At 56.2% G+C, this 16,029-nt stretch carries 14 protein-coding genes; 10 read left to right on the top strand and 4 right to left on the bottom strand.

Annotated elements, in window-relative coordinates:
- The first annotated feature begins 21 nt into the window (after positions 1 to 21).
- The 9 genes from cysK to ACR0L3_RS10845 all read left to right on the top strand — a co-directional run bounded on the left by cysK (position 22) and on the right by ACR0L3_RS10845 (position 9,929).
- The gene (gene cysK / locus ACR0L3_RS10885; protein WP_480745738.1) at positions 22 to 1,101 is read left to right on the top strand and encodes a cysteine synthase A; all 1,080 of its coding nucleotides are present in this window, start codon (positions 22 to 24) and stop codon (positions 1,099 to 1,101) included.
- Positions 1,102 to 1,158: 57 nt separating this feature from the next.
- Positions 1,159 to 3,507, top strand: coding sequence for a fatty acid cis/trans isomerase (locus ACR0L3_RS10880; RefSeq protein WP_480745737.1), 2,349 nt, complete (start codon positions 1,159 to 1,161; stop codon positions 3,505 to 3,507).
- A 74-nt stretch (positions 3,508 to 3,581) separates the two neighbouring features.
- Complete coding sequence (gene trhA / locus ACR0L3_RS10875; protein ID WP_480745736.1) at positions 3,582 to 4,250, top strand: PAQR family membrane homeostasis protein TrhA; 669 nt, start codon at positions 3,582 to 3,584, stop codon at positions 4,248 to 4,250.
- Positions 4,251 to 4,540: 290 nt separating this feature from the next.
- Positions 4,541 to 5,521: a biotin synthase BioB gene (gene bioB / locus ACR0L3_RS10870; protein ID WP_480745735.1), complete on the top strand. Its 981-nt coding sequence runs from the start codon at positions 4,541 to 4,543 to the stop codon at positions 5,519 to 5,521.
- On the top strand, positions 5,518 to 6,651 hold the full coding sequence (locus tag ACR0L3_RS10865; protein WP_480745734.1) for an 8-amino-7-oxononanoate synthase: 1,134 nt from the start codon (positions 5,518 to 5,520) through the stop codon (positions 6,649 to 6,651). Before bioB ends, ACR0L3_RS10865 begins: the two co-directional genes overlap by 4 nt.
- Positions 6,648 to 7,268: a dethiobiotin synthase gene (gene bioD / locus ACR0L3_RS10860; protein WP_480745733.1), complete on the top strand. Its 621-nt coding sequence runs from the start codon at positions 6,648 to 6,650 to the stop codon at positions 7,266 to 7,268. Before ACR0L3_RS10865 ends, bioD begins: the two co-directional genes overlap by 4 nt.
- A complete protein-coding gene (gene bioA, locus ACR0L3_RS10855) occupies positions 7,265 to 8,551 on the top strand; it encodes an adenosylmethionine--8-amino-7-oxononanoate transaminase (RefSeq protein ID WP_480745732.1) in 1,287 nt (428 codons plus the stop codon). The genes bioD and bioA overlap by 4 nt, the downstream gene beginning before the upstream one ends.
- Complete coding sequence (locus ACR0L3_RS10850; RefSeq protein WP_480745731.1) at positions 8,548 to 9,168, top strand: pimeloyl-ACP methyl esterase BioG family protein; 621 nt, start codon at positions 8,548 to 8,550, stop codon at positions 9,166 to 9,168. Before bioA ends, ACR0L3_RS10850 begins: the two co-directional genes overlap by 4 nt.
- Entirely contained in the window at positions 9,165 to 9,929 is a 765-nt protein-coding gene (locus tag ACR0L3_RS10845; RefSeq protein ID WP_480745730.1) for a methyltransferase domain-containing protein, read from the top strand. Before ACR0L3_RS10850 ends, ACR0L3_RS10845 begins: the two co-directional genes overlap by 4 nt.
- Here the strand turns inward: ACR0L3_RS10845 and ACR0L3_RS10840 are convergent.
- Positions 9,926 to 10,534 (bottom strand): GntR family transcriptional regulator, encoded by a 609-nt coding sequence (locus ACR0L3_RS10840; RefSeq protein ID WP_480745729.1) that lies wholly within the window; start codon positions 10,532 to 10,534, stop codon positions 9,926 to 9,928. The two genes, ACR0L3_RS10845 and ACR0L3_RS10840, sit on opposite strands and share 4 nt — an antisense overlap.
- Positions 10,535 to 10,768: 234 nt before the next feature.
- On the opposite strand from ACR0L3_RS10840, the gene ACR0L3_RS10835 reads away from it, so the two are divergent.
- Complete coding sequence (locus tag ACR0L3_RS10835; protein ID WP_480745728.1) at positions 10,769 to 12,010, top strand: acyl-CoA dehydrogenase family protein; 1,242 nt, start codon at positions 10,769 to 10,771, stop codon at positions 12,008 to 12,010.
- Positions 12,011 to 12,014: 4 nt separating this feature from the next.
- Here the strand turns inward: ACR0L3_RS10835 and ACR0L3_RS10830 are convergent, their stop codons facing one another.
- The 3 genes from ACR0L3_RS10830 to ACR0L3_RS10820 are packed head-to-tail and all read right to left on the bottom strand — an operon-like array spanning position 12,015 to position 15,975.
- Complete coding sequence (locus ACR0L3_RS10830; protein WP_480745727.1) at positions 12,015 to 12,794, bottom strand: carnitinyl-CoA dehydratase; 780 nt, start codon at positions 12,792 to 12,794, stop codon at positions 12,015 to 12,017.
- Positions 12,795 to 12,796: 2 nt separating this feature from the next.
- On the bottom strand, positions 12,797 to 14,812 hold the full coding sequence (locus tag ACR0L3_RS10825) for an acetate--CoA ligase family protein (RefSeq protein ID WP_480745726.1): 2,016 nt from the start codon (positions 14,810 to 14,812) through the stop codon (positions 12,797 to 12,799).
- Between the two features lie 2 nt (positions 14,813 to 14,814).
- Positions 14,815 to 15,975: an acyl-CoA dehydrogenase family protein gene (locus ACR0L3_RS10820; protein ID WP_480745725.1), complete on the bottom strand. Its 1,161-nt coding sequence runs from the start codon at positions 15,973 to 15,975 to the stop codon at positions 14,815 to 14,817.
- Positions 15,976 to 16,029: the final 54 nt, after the last annotated feature.

Below are 16,029 nucleotides of genomic sequence, written 5' to 3'. Positions count from 1 at the left end.
CCGAAAACGTGAGGAAACCCAATGACCGACCCAAAACTCAGAACCACATCGGGCAATGGCCGTATCTTTGACAGCGTACTCGATACTATCGGTAATACTCCCACGATCCGCATCAACAATTTAGGGCCAGAGGACGTCAACCTCTTCGTGAAGTTCGAAGCGTTCAATCCCGCCGGATCGGTCAAAGATCGTCTGGCTGTCAACATCATCGAGGCGGCTGAACGCAGTGGTGCATTGAAACCCGGTCAAACGGTTGTCGAAGCGACCAGTGGTAACACTGGGATTGGTCTCGCTATGGTCTGTGCGCAAAAAGGTTATCCGCTGGTGGTCACCATGGCCGAAAGTTTCTCGACTGAGCGCCGACGGTTGATGCGTATGCTTGGCGCAAAGGTTATTCTGACCCCAAAGGCGGAAAAAGGTTTTGGCATGTACCGCAAAGCTGCCGAGCTGGCTGAGGCACATGGCTGGTTTCTAGCGCGCCAGTTTGAGACGCAGGCGAATGCCGAAATCCACGCCGCAACAACGGCCCGTGAAATTCTGAGCGATTTTGACGGTGAGCGTTTGGACTATTTCGTGACGGGCTACGGCACTGGCGGTACGGTTACGGGCGTCGCGCGGGTTTTGAGAACGGAACGACCCGATACAAAGATTATCCTGTCTGAGCCCGCCAACGCACAATTGGTAGGCAGCGGTATCGCAACCGAGCGGGGCAAGGACAGCGATCCTGTCTCAAGCCATCCGGCGTTTGAGCCGCATGTGATTCAGGGCTGGACACCTGATTTCATTCCGGCAGTTCTGCAGGAATCCATCGACAACAGCTATTTCGATGAACTTGTTCCGGTGGCTGGACCAGCGGGCGTTGAATGGGCCCAAAAACTGGCTAGCCAAGAAGGTATTCTGACCGGTGTTTCTGGCGGCGCAACTTTTGCCGTCGCGATGCAAATCGCTGAACAGGCTGAGCCCGGCGCATCCGTGTTGTGCATGCTGCCCGACACTGGCGAACGGTATCTGAGCACACCCCTGTTTGATGGTTTCCCTGTCGAGATGACGGATGAAGAAACCGAAATTTCACGCTCGACGCCGGGATACCAAATCGGCTGATACTTGCGTAACGCCCTCTGTAACTGCAATGATATTGGCAGGTTACGGAGGGCGCTCATGCGAAAAGGTCTATTATCGCTGACAGTTGCAGTCGCGTTGACCATTGTTTTTGGCTTTACGTTAAAGGCCCAGGCTCAAGACACGGCGATCCCTGTGGTTCGTGACCAGCCTTCGAATGATGTGAAGGCGATCATGGACCGACGCTGTGTCGTCTGCCACAGCTGCTATGACGCACCCTGCCAGTTAAAGCTGACCTCGCCCGAAGGGGTCTTGCGTGGGGCCAGCAAAGAGGTCGTCTACCATACCGAGCGTTTGACGGATGCCCAACCCACCCGACTTGGGATCGATGCGCAAACAGTGCCAGAATGGCGCGCGTTAGGGTTTTTTTCGGTTACAAGCGAACCGGGGCAGAGCGACGAAGTTAGCTTGTTGCAACGGTATCTTGAGTTGGGCCGCGCAAATCCTCTGCCAGTTGATGCGCCATTGCCTGACGAACTGGGCCTTGCACTTGATCGTCCGTTGGTCTGTGCGACCTCGGGTGAGTTTGGTGCATTTAGTAAGGATCACGCAAAGGCGGGCATGCCATACGGTGTCGCGCCCCTCGTGGATGCAGAGTATCAGACCTTAGTAGGCTGGGCACGCAGCGGAACACCGCTGCCAGCCGTATCCTCTGATATCCCGGACGAGATTCAGGATCAGATCGCAGAGTGGGAGACGTTCCTGAACAGCGATGATCTGCGCGAGCAGCTGATGAGCCGATATCTGTATGAACACTTGTTCTTGGCCCGGCTTCATTTCCAAGGTGACGATCCGAGGCGGTTTTTCCAACTTGTGCGTTCCACAACCGCACCGGGCGAAGCCATCGACATCATCGCAACGCGGCGGCCGTTTGATGACCCGGGGTCAGACGAGTTTTACTATCGCCTAGAGCTGATTGCCGAAACGATCGTGCATAAAGAGCATTTGGTGTACTCGCTGGGATCAGACCGCATGGCGCGTTACCGGCAGCTATTTCTTGAACCTGAGTGGGCACTCAACGAACTGCCTCCTTACGGGGATGCCGAGGGCGGCAATCCGTTCAGCACTTTCATGCAGATGCCCGCCAAAAGCCGCTATCAGTTCTTGTTGGACGATGCGCTGTTCTTCGTTCGCAGCTTTATCCGCGGCCCTGTCTGCCATGGTGAGACGGCAGTTGATGTCATCGAAGACCGGTTCTGGGTCAGTTTCCTTGATCCCGAGGCAGACTTATCGATTACAGACCCGAGCTACCTGCAAGACGGGGCGGTCTATCTTGAATTGCCCGTGTCAGAAGCCGATGCTGGCGTTCTGGGCACCTTGCAAGGGTTCTCACACAAGAACCAAGTTAAGTATCTTGAGTTCAGGGATGCGCGATATCGAAAGGCTCCGGTCTACGATACCGGCTTTGACTATGATTCAATCTGGGATGGCGATAGTACCAACCCGAACGCTTTGATTACGGTTTTTCGTCATTTCGATAATGCCTCGGCCATGACGGGGTTCCACGGCGACATTCCGGAAACCGCGTGGGTCATCGACTTTCCAATATTTGAGCGCATCTACTATGATCTGGTCGCGGGTTATGATGTGTTCGGTCGGGTTGAGCATCAATTGGCGACGCGGCTTTACATGGATGAGTTGCGGATGGAGAGTGAAGATACATTCCTGTTCTTCATGCCAAAGGATGTTCGTCCAAAGATGCACGCGCACTGGTATCAGGGCGCGTTGGCAGAGCTGCACACCTATTGGCATCGTCGGCGAGTCGATGACACTTTCCCCACGGGGATCACCTTTGAAACCACTACACCTAAACAAGAATTTCTGTTGGAATTGTTGGATCGCGGCAACGGGCTGTGGCCTACAATCGACCCCGTCAATAGATGTTCCGAAGGTGGGTGCCCTTCGGATGCATTGAGCGCGGAACTACGTAATGTGGCGGGCCAAACGGGCGATTGGGTGAAATACCTGCCAGACTTGTCCGTTCTTGTCGTAGAACTGGAAGACGGTACGACGCAGCTTTTCACCCTTGCTCATGACAAAGCCCACTACAATGTGGCGTTCCTGTTCGATGAAGAGGCCAGACGCGATCCCGGCGAGGATGTACTGACGATCCTTCCTGAATTGATCGGAAGCTATCCAAATTTCTTCTTTTACCTGAAGCAAGAGCAACTGCCCGCCTTTACCAGTGCGCTGAAATCTATCCAGACGCAAAACGACTTTATGGATGTGGTCGCCGATTTTGGGGTGCGCCGGACAAGCCCGAATTTTTGGGCGCTGAGCGATTTGGTTTATGAAATGTTTCTAAACCATAAACCCATTCAGGCAGGGGTTTTTGATCTCAACAGGTACAAAGACCCCAAACCGGGCGATGAGCCAAACCGAAGATAGCTTTGCTGAGTGTATAGTTCAGCTGCAAGTGTGGTGGACTTGTCCGGCCGACCGTAGGTGCCTACGTTTAATGGATGTGGTCATTGGCAGATATCCGCCCGGCCTACAGCCGGGCTGAGCGCATCAGCGATGGAGTTGTGCATGTCTTAGGGGTTGTTGCCGCTCTTATCGCGGTTCCAATCCTGATCACGACTACCGCCCAGAACCGAACCGAACCCGAAGCCGTGCTGGGTGTTTTCGTTTACGGTACCGCACTGGTGCTAATGCTTACGTTCTCGGCGCTGTATAACATGGTCGAAAGTGAGAGATGGTCTGACCTACTGCGACGGCTCGATCACTCGGGTATTTATGTGAAGATAGCGGGGACATACACGCCATTTCTTTTGTTGCCGGGTGTTCAGGCGCCTGGGCTGTTGATTGGTCTTTGGTCCTCGGCCACGTTGGGCTCCGTGCTGAAGTTGATTGATCCGGGGCGTTTTCGCTGGTTTGGGTTGACGCTGTATCTGATGATGGGTTGGGCAGTTGTTTGGGCCGGTAAGCCTATGCTCGCCACACTGACTCCGGCTGTGGTCTGGCTGATCATCGCAGGTGGTCTTGTCTATACTATTGGCGTCGTATTCTATTTGTTCGAGCGGCTCCCGTTTCACAACACCATTTGGCATGCCTTTGTATTGGCCGGAAGCGTGCTGTTCTTCATCGCGGTTTCCGTTCAAGTTTTGTTCAGTCCGAACCTGATTGTCTGACCGCCACCTCAAAGTTGTCGCTTCCCAGTAAGTCGGGTGTTTCTGGCGCCCTTTTGATCGCATAGCGGCGGTAAGGGTGGCGTGGCTAAGAACCGGATCTGTTGGATGGTTGTTGCCTTCGATACACTCTCAGAGACGCAAATTTTAAGCTGTTAAGTTGCTCCAAACCTAATCGCTGGTGCGCGTCATAGCCGCGCGGGGCTTACTTGTGGCGAAGTTTTCAGTTGTAGTTTGGCATTGTATCGATATTACATTCACGAAACATGGAACTTTGGAAAATTATCGATAAAATGAAAAACATCTCCCCAAAGTGGACCCGCGAGGCAGCTCAAGCCGTATATGACCTTCCGTTGATGGACCTGCTGTTCCACGCGCAAACCGTGCATCGCGAGAATTTCGATCCCAACAAAATCCAAACTTCCAAACTGTTGTCCATCAAGACAGGTGGCTGCGCTGAAGACTGTTCCTATTGCTCACAATCCGCGCGCAATGGCTCGAAACTGTCGGCTTCGAAACTGATAGAAGTGCAGCGCGTGTTGTCCGAGGCCCGCAAGGCAAAAGATGGCGGTGCAACCCGCTTCTGCATGGGTGCCGCTTGGCGCGAACCGAAAGATCGCGACATGGATGCGCTTGTAGCCATGGTTGAAGGTGTGCGCGAAATGGGTATGGAAACCTGCATGACGCTGGGCATGCTGGATGAGGATCAGGTTTTCCGCCTTCGCGATGCCGGGCTCGACTATTACAACCATAACATCGACACGTCCGAGCGATATTACCCCGAAGTGATCACCACCCGCACTTTTGCAGACCGGCTCGACACGTTGAACCGCGTACAAGAGGCAGGGATTAAGGTGTGTTCCGGCGGTATTCTCGGCATGGGTGAAGAGATCAAGGACCGAATTGATATGTTGGTCACATTGGCAAATTTAGGCCCCGCACCTGAATCTGTGCCGGTCAACATGCTGATGCCACAGGAAGACACCCCTCTGGCCGATGCAAAGCCGATCGACCCGATCGAGTTTGTCCGCGTGATCGCCACGGCCAGGATCATGATGCCTAAATCATACGTGCGCCTGTCCGCCGGTCGCAGCGACATGAGCGACGAGCATCAGGCGATGTGTTTCCTAGCAGGTACGAATTCGATCTTTGTGGGTGAAACGCTGCTAACCGCGGAAAACCCCGAGGAAGACAAAGACGCGGTTCTGTTTGCCAAGCTCGGACTGGAAGCTGAAACCGTGGCGGGGCAAAGCTGCGCGGAAGCGGCTGAATGAAGGCACTGGGTCGGCTGAACTCTATGCTTGAAACGCTAGGCGCCCGGCATCGCCGCCGGGTGCTATCCCCAAGGCGCGGCTTGGACTTTGCATCGAACGACTATCTTGGCTTGGCAGAATCCCCTTTTCTGCGTGACGCTGCGCAGAAGGCATTGCAACGCGATGTGCCTCTGGGCTCAGGAGGATCGCGACTGTTGCGCGGGAACCACCCAGAACATGAAGCATTGGAGCAGGAGGCCGCTGCGTTTTTCGGGGCCGAGGCCGCTTTGTTCATGGGGGGTGGGTTTCAAGCCAATCAAGCGATTTTCTCGACCCTGCCTGCAGCCGGAGACCTGATCCTGTATGACAATCTGGTTCATGCCAGTGCTCATGAGGGCATGCGCACGAGCCGCGCCGACACGCGCGCCTTTGCCCATAACGATGTGGCAGACGCCCGCAAAAAGATCACGGATTGGATGGCAGCTGGTGGCTCGGGCCAAATCTGGATCGCGGTGGAGAGCGTTTATTCGATGCAGGGCGATATCGCCCCGCTTCAGGCGCTCTCCGACTTGGCAATTGAATACGATGCAATGTTTGTCGTGGACGAAGCCCATGCCACTGGCGTTTTCGGCCCGCATGGCAAAGGTCTGGCACACGGTCTGAAGGCCGAAGTGCTGACCCTGCATACCTGCGGCAAAGGTTTGGGTGTCGCCGGAGGCCTGATTTGCGGGCCCAAGGTTATGATTGATGCACTGATCAACCGCGCTCGCCCGTTCATCTTTGCAACCGCGCCGTCTCCGTTCAACGCAGCCCTTATCCGAGCGGTGCTGGCGCAGCTTCAAGCCGATACTGCCTTGGTTGACGCCGCCGAGGCGCGCTTACGCCATGCGCATCTTGAGGCCACGCGTTACGGCGTGCCGCTTCATATGCTCAACAGTCAGATCATCCCGGTCATACTGGGCAACGAGGCGCAGACGATGGCAATGGCCTCGACCTTGCAGGCGCAGGGGTTCGATGTGCGTGGCATCCGGCCTCCGACTGTGCCGCGTGGGACCTCGCGACTGCGGGTGTCTGTCACCGGAAGTGTGACTGACGCGGACACCACCGCCCTGTTCGAAGCGCTTGCCCAACATCAAAGTGAGGCCGCATGAGCACTGTCATCGTCACTGGAACAGACACCGGGATCGGTAAAACCATCTTTGCCGCAGGTTTGACCACCGCCCTTGGCGCGCGCTATTGGAAGCCTGTGCAATCCGGTCTGGAAGAGGTGACGGACTCCGAAACCGTCGCCACCCTGACTGGTGCCGAGGTACTGCCCGAGGCGTATCGTCTGAACATGCCCGCCTCGCCGCATTTGTCGGCTGAGGATATGGGGATTGAGATTGATCGCGACCTCCTATCCTTGCCAAAAGTTGATGGTCCGTTGGTGGTCGAAGGCGCGGGCGGGCTGATGGTTCCGCTCAATCGTCGGGTGTTCTTCCTCGATGTGATTGCGCAGTGGCAGGCACCGGTCGTGTTGGTAGCGCGTACTGCTTTGGGGACGATTAACCACACTACGCTGTCCCTGATGGCACTGCGCAATGCAGGCTGCAATGTGGTGGGTGTGGCCTTCGTTGGTGATGCCGAACTGGATGTTGAGCAAACCATAGCTGAGATGAACAATACCCAACACTTGGGTCGTTTGCCGCTCATCGACACTCTGTCGCCCGACGGCCTGGTCGAGGCATTCACCGGTATCAACGTAGAAGCAATCCGGAGCGCCCTGTGACCCCGCTTGAATTTGACGCTCGCCATCTTTGGCACCCATATACAAACGTGCTGCAGCCCGGCCCGATGCACCTAATCACCGGGGCCGATGGTGTTTGGCTGACCTCCGAAGATGGAACGCGAATGATCGACGCGATGTCATCCTGGTGGTGTGCGGTGCATGGGCACTGTCACCCGGCGATCATTAAGGCAATGCAGGCACAACTGGATCAGATGCCGCATGTGATGTTTGGCGGGCTGACTCATTCTCCGGCGATTGAACTGGGCCGCAGGATGATTGACCTGTTGCCCGATGGGCTGGATCGCATTTTCTATAGCGACAGTGGCTCGGTCGCTATTGAGGTGGCGCTGAAAATGGCGGTGCAGTACCAGATGGCTCAGGGCTGTAAGGGGCGCACACAATTCGCTACCATTCGGGGTGGTTATCACGGCGATACGTGGAAAGCGATGAGCGTCTGTGACCCGGTCAACGGAATGCACGGGCTGTTCGCGGGCGCATTGTCCGTTCAGCATTTCTTACCGCGCCCGCAGATCGCATTTGGGGGGGAGTGGTCCGAAGATGGCGACCTGAATGGGCTGAACGCTCTGGAACAATTGCTACAAACCAAAGCCGACCAAATCGCGGGCCTGATCTTGGAACCCGTCGTGCAAGGGGCAGGGGGGATGTATTTCTATCACCCGACCTGGCTGCAGCGGGCCTACGAGATGTGTAAGTCGTATGATGTCTTGGTCATTTTCGATGAGATTGCCACTGGCTTTGGCCGCACCGGAGAACTGTTTGCTTTGCACCACGCTGGCGTTGTTCCGGATATCTTGTGCCTCGGCAAAGCGCTGACCGGGGGGCATATCACTCTGGCGGCGACTGTCACGACCGAAACCGTTGCGCGGCGGATCGGGGAAAGTGAGGCCGGGGTTATGATGCACGGCCCGACCTATATGGCTAACCCACTGGCCTGTGCTGCAGCGGTGGCCAGTTTGGAACAGCTATCGGTCCGGGACTGGCGCGCCGAAGTGGCAAGTATTGCAGAGCAGATGGTTCAGGAACTTGCTCCGGCGCGAACCTTACCCGGTGTTGCCGATGTACGCGTGTTGGGTGCTATTGGCGTTATCGAAATGGAAGGTTGGGTTGATCCCTCGGTTGCGCATGGGTTGGCACTTGAAACCGGTGTTTGGTTGCGTCCATTCGCGCGCAATATCTATTGTATGCCGCCATATGTCATTACCCCGGACGAGCTGAGCCGCGTGACGTCCGCGATGGTCTCGCTGGCACAAGATATGTCATGAAGAAACGCTGGTTGTCCCGGTTAGGCACCAAGGAGGTGCTTGTTGTGTTCGGGGGGTGGGCCCTTGGGGCCACGCCATTCGCGGGTTTGGCTGGTGACACAGATGTTCTGCTGGTCGAAAATTACGCCCGGTTGGATGACCCACTGAATGAGCTTGCACAATTCGATCGGTTCAACCTGCTTTCGTTTTCCTTTGGCGTGGCGTCGGCTGCTCATTGGCTTACGCAAACGGATCTCTGCCCAGATCGCCTTGTCGCGGTAAGCGGGACACTTTTCCCAGCTGATACCGAACGCGGCATTGCACCGGACATGATAGGCGCGACTGCGGATCATCTGAGCGCTGACAGCTTTGTCAAATTCTGCCGGAGAGCTGGGCTGGACGGTAACGTACCCGAGATCAACATCGACGATGCAAAGGCTGAGCTTTATGCAGTGCTTGAGCGCGGCGCGGCACCCGAAATCAGCTTTGATCGGATCTGGATTCCTGAACGAGACCGCATCATTCCAACCCGGGTGCAACATGTGGCCTGGGCCAAGCAACAAGAGGTAATCCGATCTATTCCCGGACACCATGTCCCATTCCGAACCGGGCACACTTGGGAGGAATGGCTTGCATGAATGCCCCTTTGATTGATCGGGTTCAACGTAGTTTCAGCCGCAGTTTCGGTTTTTATCACGACGCTGCCTGCCAACAGGCCCGGATAGCGGAGCGTTTGGCACAGGACCTGAGAAACAGTGGTGCTCCGCACCGATTTGCGTCAGCTTTAGAATTTGGCTGCGGTACTGGGCTTCTGACTCAGCGACTTCGCGCTCTGTTTGCCTTTGATACGCTTACCATCAACGACCTGTCGCCGAACGCGCAGGAAACGGCCGACGAGTTGGGCGCAGAGTTTCTGTGCGGTAACGCCGAGACGGTGGCGTGGCCAGATCGCCCGGATCTAATTGTGTCGGCTTCGATGATTCAGTGGCTTCCTGACCCCGCTGTGTTCTTACGCCGTGCAGCAATCGCTTTGGCACCCGGTGGGTGGCTGGCGATTTCGGGGTTTGGTCCGGGACAGTATCGAGAACTGATGCATTTTGGTTCGGCGGCCAAAGCACCAGGCTTGCGCGAAGTTGAGGAACTCGTTTGTGCTGTGGATGGTCTCTTGGACGTCGTTGCATTCGGCGAAGATAAGCGGCAGATGCGGTTTTCAACACCTAGAAAAGTGCTGGATCACCTTCGCAAAACCGGTGTCAACGGTCGCGCGCACAAACCCTGGACGAAATCCAGCCTTTTGGAGTTCAGCAGCGATTATTCGCAGCGTTTTGGCGATGCTTCCGGCGTTTCACTGACCTATCATCCGACTTGGATTATTGCGCGGAAACCCGGCCCAACCTAAGGCAATCGGGTCAGGTGGCGCTGCATCACGGAATGCGCTTTGGCTGCGTCGCGATCCTTGATGGCGGCAAGAATGGCCGCATGATCCGGGTCCGCGCGCTGCCTCCATTTCTCTGTATGCAGATTGTTGAAGTGCCACGCGTATAGCAGTTGTAAATTTTCGATTTCAGAGATCATTCGCGGCATGTTGCAAGCTGCAATGACGGCCATGTGAAAGCGTTGGTTGGCATCCTCCCACTCTTCAGCCGACTGGGCGGTGTCACATTCTGTGTGTACTTGCTCAATATGTGCGATCTGATGGGTGGTAAGGTTTGGTACCGAATGCAGTAATGCCACCGGCTCCAGTGCCCGGCGCATGACCCGAAGCTCTTGAATCGCGTTTTGATCCATGGGCGCCACACACATTCCCCGGCGTGGTAGACCGACTACCAACCCCTTAGAGGCGAGCAGCAGCAGTGCCTCGCGCACGGTGACTTGACTGACCCCAAATTCACGCGCGATTAGGTCCTGTCGCAACTTTTCTTCCGGTTTGAAAGCGCCGCTGACAATACGCGCGGACAGTTTGTGCGCGATGTCATCCGATTTCTTCATCTGCTGCTCAGACACCTGGTCTCCGTCAGTCCGGTAAAATTCTCATGGGTCTAGACGCTTATCGTCAAGCAGCAAGTTGAGCAACTGATCAGTGCCACTTGAAATCTCATAGCGCGACCAATTCGGTGCTGTTACACTTCATGATCCAAAACTTAAGTGACCCTACGGAATATCAGGTAAGCAGGTTTCAAAAATGCGACGGGCAAGGCTAGGGTGTATGAACGCCAAAAAGTTTGAAAAGGGACAGTCATGGATTTTGCCCCGTCGCCGCGAACAGTGGAAGTCCGAGATCAGCTGAAACGCTTTATGGAAGCGCACATATATCCGCGCATCCGCGACCACAAGGAAGAGATTGAGGCGGGCAAATTCCCGGTCTCCTTCATGGAGAACCTTAAGGCGTTGGCTCGGGCCGAGGGGCTATGGAACCTGTTCCTACCTTCGTTGCGCGACGATGAACCCGGCACGCGATTGACCAATTTGGAATACGCGCCTCTGGCTGAGCTGATGGGGCAGGTTGGTTGGTCTTCCGAAGTGTTCAACTGCAACGCGCCGGACACTGGTAACATGGAGCTTTTGCATATGTTCGCCGCACCGGAACAGCGCGAACAATGGCTGGTTCCGCTGCTGAACGGTGAAATACGGTCCTCCTTTGCGATGACTGAACCGGACGTGGCCAGTTCGGACGCGACCAATATCACCACCTCGATCCGGAAAGAGGGGGATGAGTATGTCATCAACGGTCGCAAGTGGTTCATCACCAATGCCTGCCACCCGAACACAAAGATGTTTATAGTCATGGGCAAATCCGATCCCGAAGCGGAACGGCACAAACAACAGAGCATGATTATTGTGCCCAAGGATTCGCCCGGCTTGGAAATAGTGCGTAACCCTACGATCCTGAACATGCACGACCCCGAGGGTCATGCGGAACTGGTCTTCAAGGATGTGCGTGTGCCCGCTGGAAATCTGCTGGGCGAAGAGGGCGCGGGCTTTGCACTGGCGCAGGCGCGGCTAGGGCCTGGGCGAATCCATCACTGTATGCGTTCCATCGGCGCGGCCGAGATGGCTTTGTCCCTGATGGTTGAACGCGCGCAAGAACGGAAGGCATTTGGCAAGCAGCTGTCGGAACAGGGTGTGATCCGCGAATGGATCGCAAAATCGCGGCTTGAAATTGAACAGGCGCGCTTGCTGACCCTACAGGCCGCGTGGAAGATAGATCAGGTTGGGGCGAAAGCGGCGCGGCGCGAAATCTCATTGATCAAAGTGGTGGCGCCCAATGTGCACGCCACCGTCACGGATCGCGCAATGCAGGTGTTCGGGGCCATGGGCATGACACCCGATACGCCGCTTGCTGACAGCTATACCTGGGCAAGGGCATTGCGTTATGCAGATGGTCCAGACGAAGTACACCTGCAAGCCATCGCCAAGCAGGAACTCAAGAACACGAACTATGGAATGTCAGCACAGTGGTTGACGCCGCCGAAGCGCTAGCCGCTCACTTTCCTTTCCAAACCGGGTCGCGTTTTTCCGCAAAAGCGCGCGCCCCTTCTAACTGGTCTTCGCTCGCATAGAGGACATCGACCGTGCGCAGTTGACGCTTGGTGATCCGGTTCATGGCATCCTGAAACTTGCTGTCTTCAGCATCGCGTACAACTTCCTTGATCGCGGCATAGACCAGCGGTGGGCCCGAAGCCAGCAGTCGCGCCAGTTCCCAAGCGCGGTCCATCAATTGGTCGGCGGGCGTGATCTCATTCACCAAACCCCAGCGATTGGCCTCTTCGGCGTCGAACCAGCGACCGGTCAGAAGTAGCTCCATCGCGATGTGGTATGGGATGCGTTTGGGCAGCTTGACGCTGGCTGCGTCTGCCACAGTGCCAGATCGGATTTCCGGTAGGGCAAAGGTGGCGTGTTCCGCCGCTAGGATCATGTCTGCCGACAACGCCAGCTCCAGCCCGCCGCCGCAAGCGATACCATTGACGGCTGCGATCACTGGTTTGTTCAGATCACGCAGTTCCTGTAGGCCGCCAAACCCTCCGACGCCATAATCGCCGTCAACCGCATCGCCGTCGGCAGCGGCCTTAAGGTCCCAGCCTGGGCAAAAAAACTTCTCGCCCGCACCCGTCAGGATGGCGACGCGCAGGTCCGGGTCATCACGAAACTCGGCAAAAACCTCACCCATGACGCGACTGGTGACCAGATCAATGGCATTGGCCTTGGGCCGGTCCAGCGTCACTTCAAGGATTGCGCCGTCGCGTCGGGTTTTGATCGGGTCCATTTTCAGGCCTTTCGAATGAGGGCATCCACTGCAACTGCCGAGTTTGGTGTGCAGAGAAGCGGGTTAATCTCGACTTCGCTAAGCGTGTCGGCATTTTTTGTGACGTAGGCCTGAACGGCCTGAACGGCTGTTACGATCGCGTCCATATCAGCCGGGGGCTGACCGCGGTAGCCCGCCAGCAGGCGCGCGATCTTCAGTTTACTAAGCGCTGCGCGGACTTCATCCGGGGTGCTGGGCACCAACAAAGAAACCGTATCGCGCAGTACCTCAGTTAGAATTCCACCAGCACCGAGAGTTAGCACGAACCCGTGCGCCGGGTCGCGAACGACACCAACCAAAAGTTCGGCCACAGTGCCGGTGATCATTTCTTCAATGAGGATCTCATCCGTTCCGATATCCGCCGCCACATCTGCAACGTCTTTGGCTTGGACGCCAAGGCGGACCGCGCCATGTTCAGATTTATGCGCCAGCCCGACACCTTTGACAGCAAGCGGTGCGACCATGTCGTTAGCAGCGGCACGTGCTGCATCGGTACTGCGAACTGTGCAGCTTTGCGGAACCCGCAATCCACATTCGGCTAGCGCCCGCTTTGACTCGGCTTCGGTCAGGGTCTTCGCTGTGTCCGCCGTACCCGGCAGACAAACCGGCAAATCGGAGGGTGCAAAAACCTGGCCTGCGGCGCGAATGGCGGACAACGCTTCGCGCAGACCCATCAGAGGGACCACTCCGCCCTTCATCAGATCTTGGGCGACATATTCTGGAAGCAATTCGGGCAATGTTGCGGTGATTGCAAATCGCGCACCGGTATCCGCGCGCACTTTCAACGCAGCGCTAGAAGCGCAGGTCCAGTCAGTCGGATCGGTTGTGGGGTAGTCAACGATAGATACCGTCATGTCGATGTCGTCGCCTGTCATCCCGGACCAAGCTTGCGCCATGGCGTCTTCATCGCGCCAAATATAAGTGTGATAATCTAAGGGGTTGTTCAACGCCACCATCGGTCCAAGCGCCTTGCGCAGGTGGGATTGCTGTTTTGGGCTCAAACTTGGAAAGGTCAATCCGGTATCGACGGCCATATCCGCGATCAAGCTTGCTTCTCCGCCCGAACAGCTGATCGAGGCAATTTTGCCACCTGGCAACGGGCCGTAGCAATGCAATAGCTTTAAGGTTTCCAGAAAATCTGGAAGAGCGGACAGGCGCGGGATACCCAGCCGGTTCAGTAACGCCTGAGCACCGGCATCACTGCCCGCCAACGACGCGGTGTGCGACACGGTGGCGGCTTGTGCCTGTTCCGATGCACCGACCTTGAGGGCCACCAATGGGACACTCATGGCGTGTGCTTTTGCGGCAAGTGTTTCCCATTCGCGAATATCTCTGAAACCTTCGATATGTAAACCTATAGCCGTCACGCGCGGGTCGTCGATCAGCGCAGATGCGATCTCGGCTTGACTGGTTTGCGCCATGTTCCCGCAGGTCACCATATAGGCAATTGGCAATGCGCGTTTTTGCATGGTCAAGTTTATCGAGATGTTCGAGCTTTGTGTCAGGATTGCAACGCCCTTGTCCACCGGCGTCGCGCCGTGTTGATCGGGCCATAACAGCGCCCCGTCCAGTGCATTGATGAAGCCATAGCAATTCGGACCCAGAATAGGCATGTCTCCAGCCGCAGCGATCAGTTGATCCTGCAGGTCGCCGCCGGTGTCATCCTCGGCCACTGCCTCTGAAAAGCCCGAGGCGAAACACACTGCGCCACCAGCATCCATCGCGGACAGCGCTTGCACCGCCTCGATTGTAGCGTGGCGGTTTATGCCGATGAATACTGCATCCGGGACATCAGGAAGGTCTTCCAGGTGGGCAAAAACCGAATGCCCCGCGATTTCTGTTGCTTTAGGGTGCACGGGCCAGATTTTGCCAGAATACCCCATGCGTTCCGACTGCAAGATAACCTGCTGACACCAAGCTCCGCCGCCAATCACAGCGACGGAATTGGGGCGAAACAGGCGGGCAAGATTTTTGCTCATCGTCAGGCGCCCAGCGGACGCAGCAAATCGCGACTGATGATGTGGCGCTGGATCTCGCTCGTGCCATCCCAGATGCGTTCGACACGAGCGTCGCGCCAGAAGCGCTCGATCGGGAAGTCATCCATCAACCCCATTCCGCCGAAGATTTGTAACGTGGTATCGGTAACCCGCGCCAATGTCTCTGAAGCGTATAGCTTTGCCGAGGCGATTTCGCGGTTCGATGGAAGGTTCTGATCCAAGCGCCATGCGGCCGACAGCGTCAACCAATCGGCAGCATCGATTTCAGTGATCATGTCTGCGATCTGGAAACCAACGCCTTGGAACTTTCCGATAGGCTGGCCGAACTGCTTCCGCTCGGCCGCATAGTTCAACGCATAGTCAAAGCACCGGCGTGCACGCCCCACCGAAAAGGCAGCAACTGTCAAACGGGTGGCGTAGAGCCATTCGTTCATCACGGCAAAACCGCCGTCGACCTCACCCAAAACCTGTGCATCGGGCAGACGGCAGTTATCGAAATAGAGGATGTAGTTCTTGTAGCCCTTGTGGCTGACCGAATTATACCCTTCGCGCACTTCAAACCCCGGCGTGCCGCGATCGACGAGGAAAGTGGTAATCCGCTTTTTTGGACCTTTCGGGGTTTCATCCACGCCGGTTGCAATGAAGACAATGAAGAAATCCGCGTGCTCCGCGCCCGAGATGAAGTGTTTCGAGCCGTTGACGACCCAATCCCCACCGTCACGCATCGCCTGACATTTCATACCGCGCACATCCGATCCCGCATCCGGCTCGGTCATCGCCAACGCGTCCATCTTCTCGCCACGCACGGCGGGCAGCAGATAGCGTTCGCGCTGATCGTCATTGCAGGCCATAAGAATGTTTTGCGGGCGGCCAAAGAAATGGGTCAGGGCCATTGAGCCACGGCCTAATTCACGCTCAACAAGGGTAAAGTCCAGATGTGAAAGACCGGCGCCTCCGACCTCTTCCGGGAAGTTACAGGCATAGAACCCCAGTTCAATGCACTTCTGTTTGATCTCTTCGCCCAATTCCATCGGTACGGTGCCGCTGCGTTCAATCGCGGCTTCGTGCGGGTAGATTTCGTTTTCGACAAAGCTGCGGACCGTTGAAACGATCATTTCCTGTTCATCTGACAGACCAAACTGCATGGCGCGTTTTCCTTGGATGGTGATTGACGAATGAAACGCCATCGGTCAGGTTCA

This window comes from Ruegeria sp. CK1, assembly GCF_056536545.1.
This window is presented reverse-complemented; position numbering and strand designations above follow the sequence as displayed.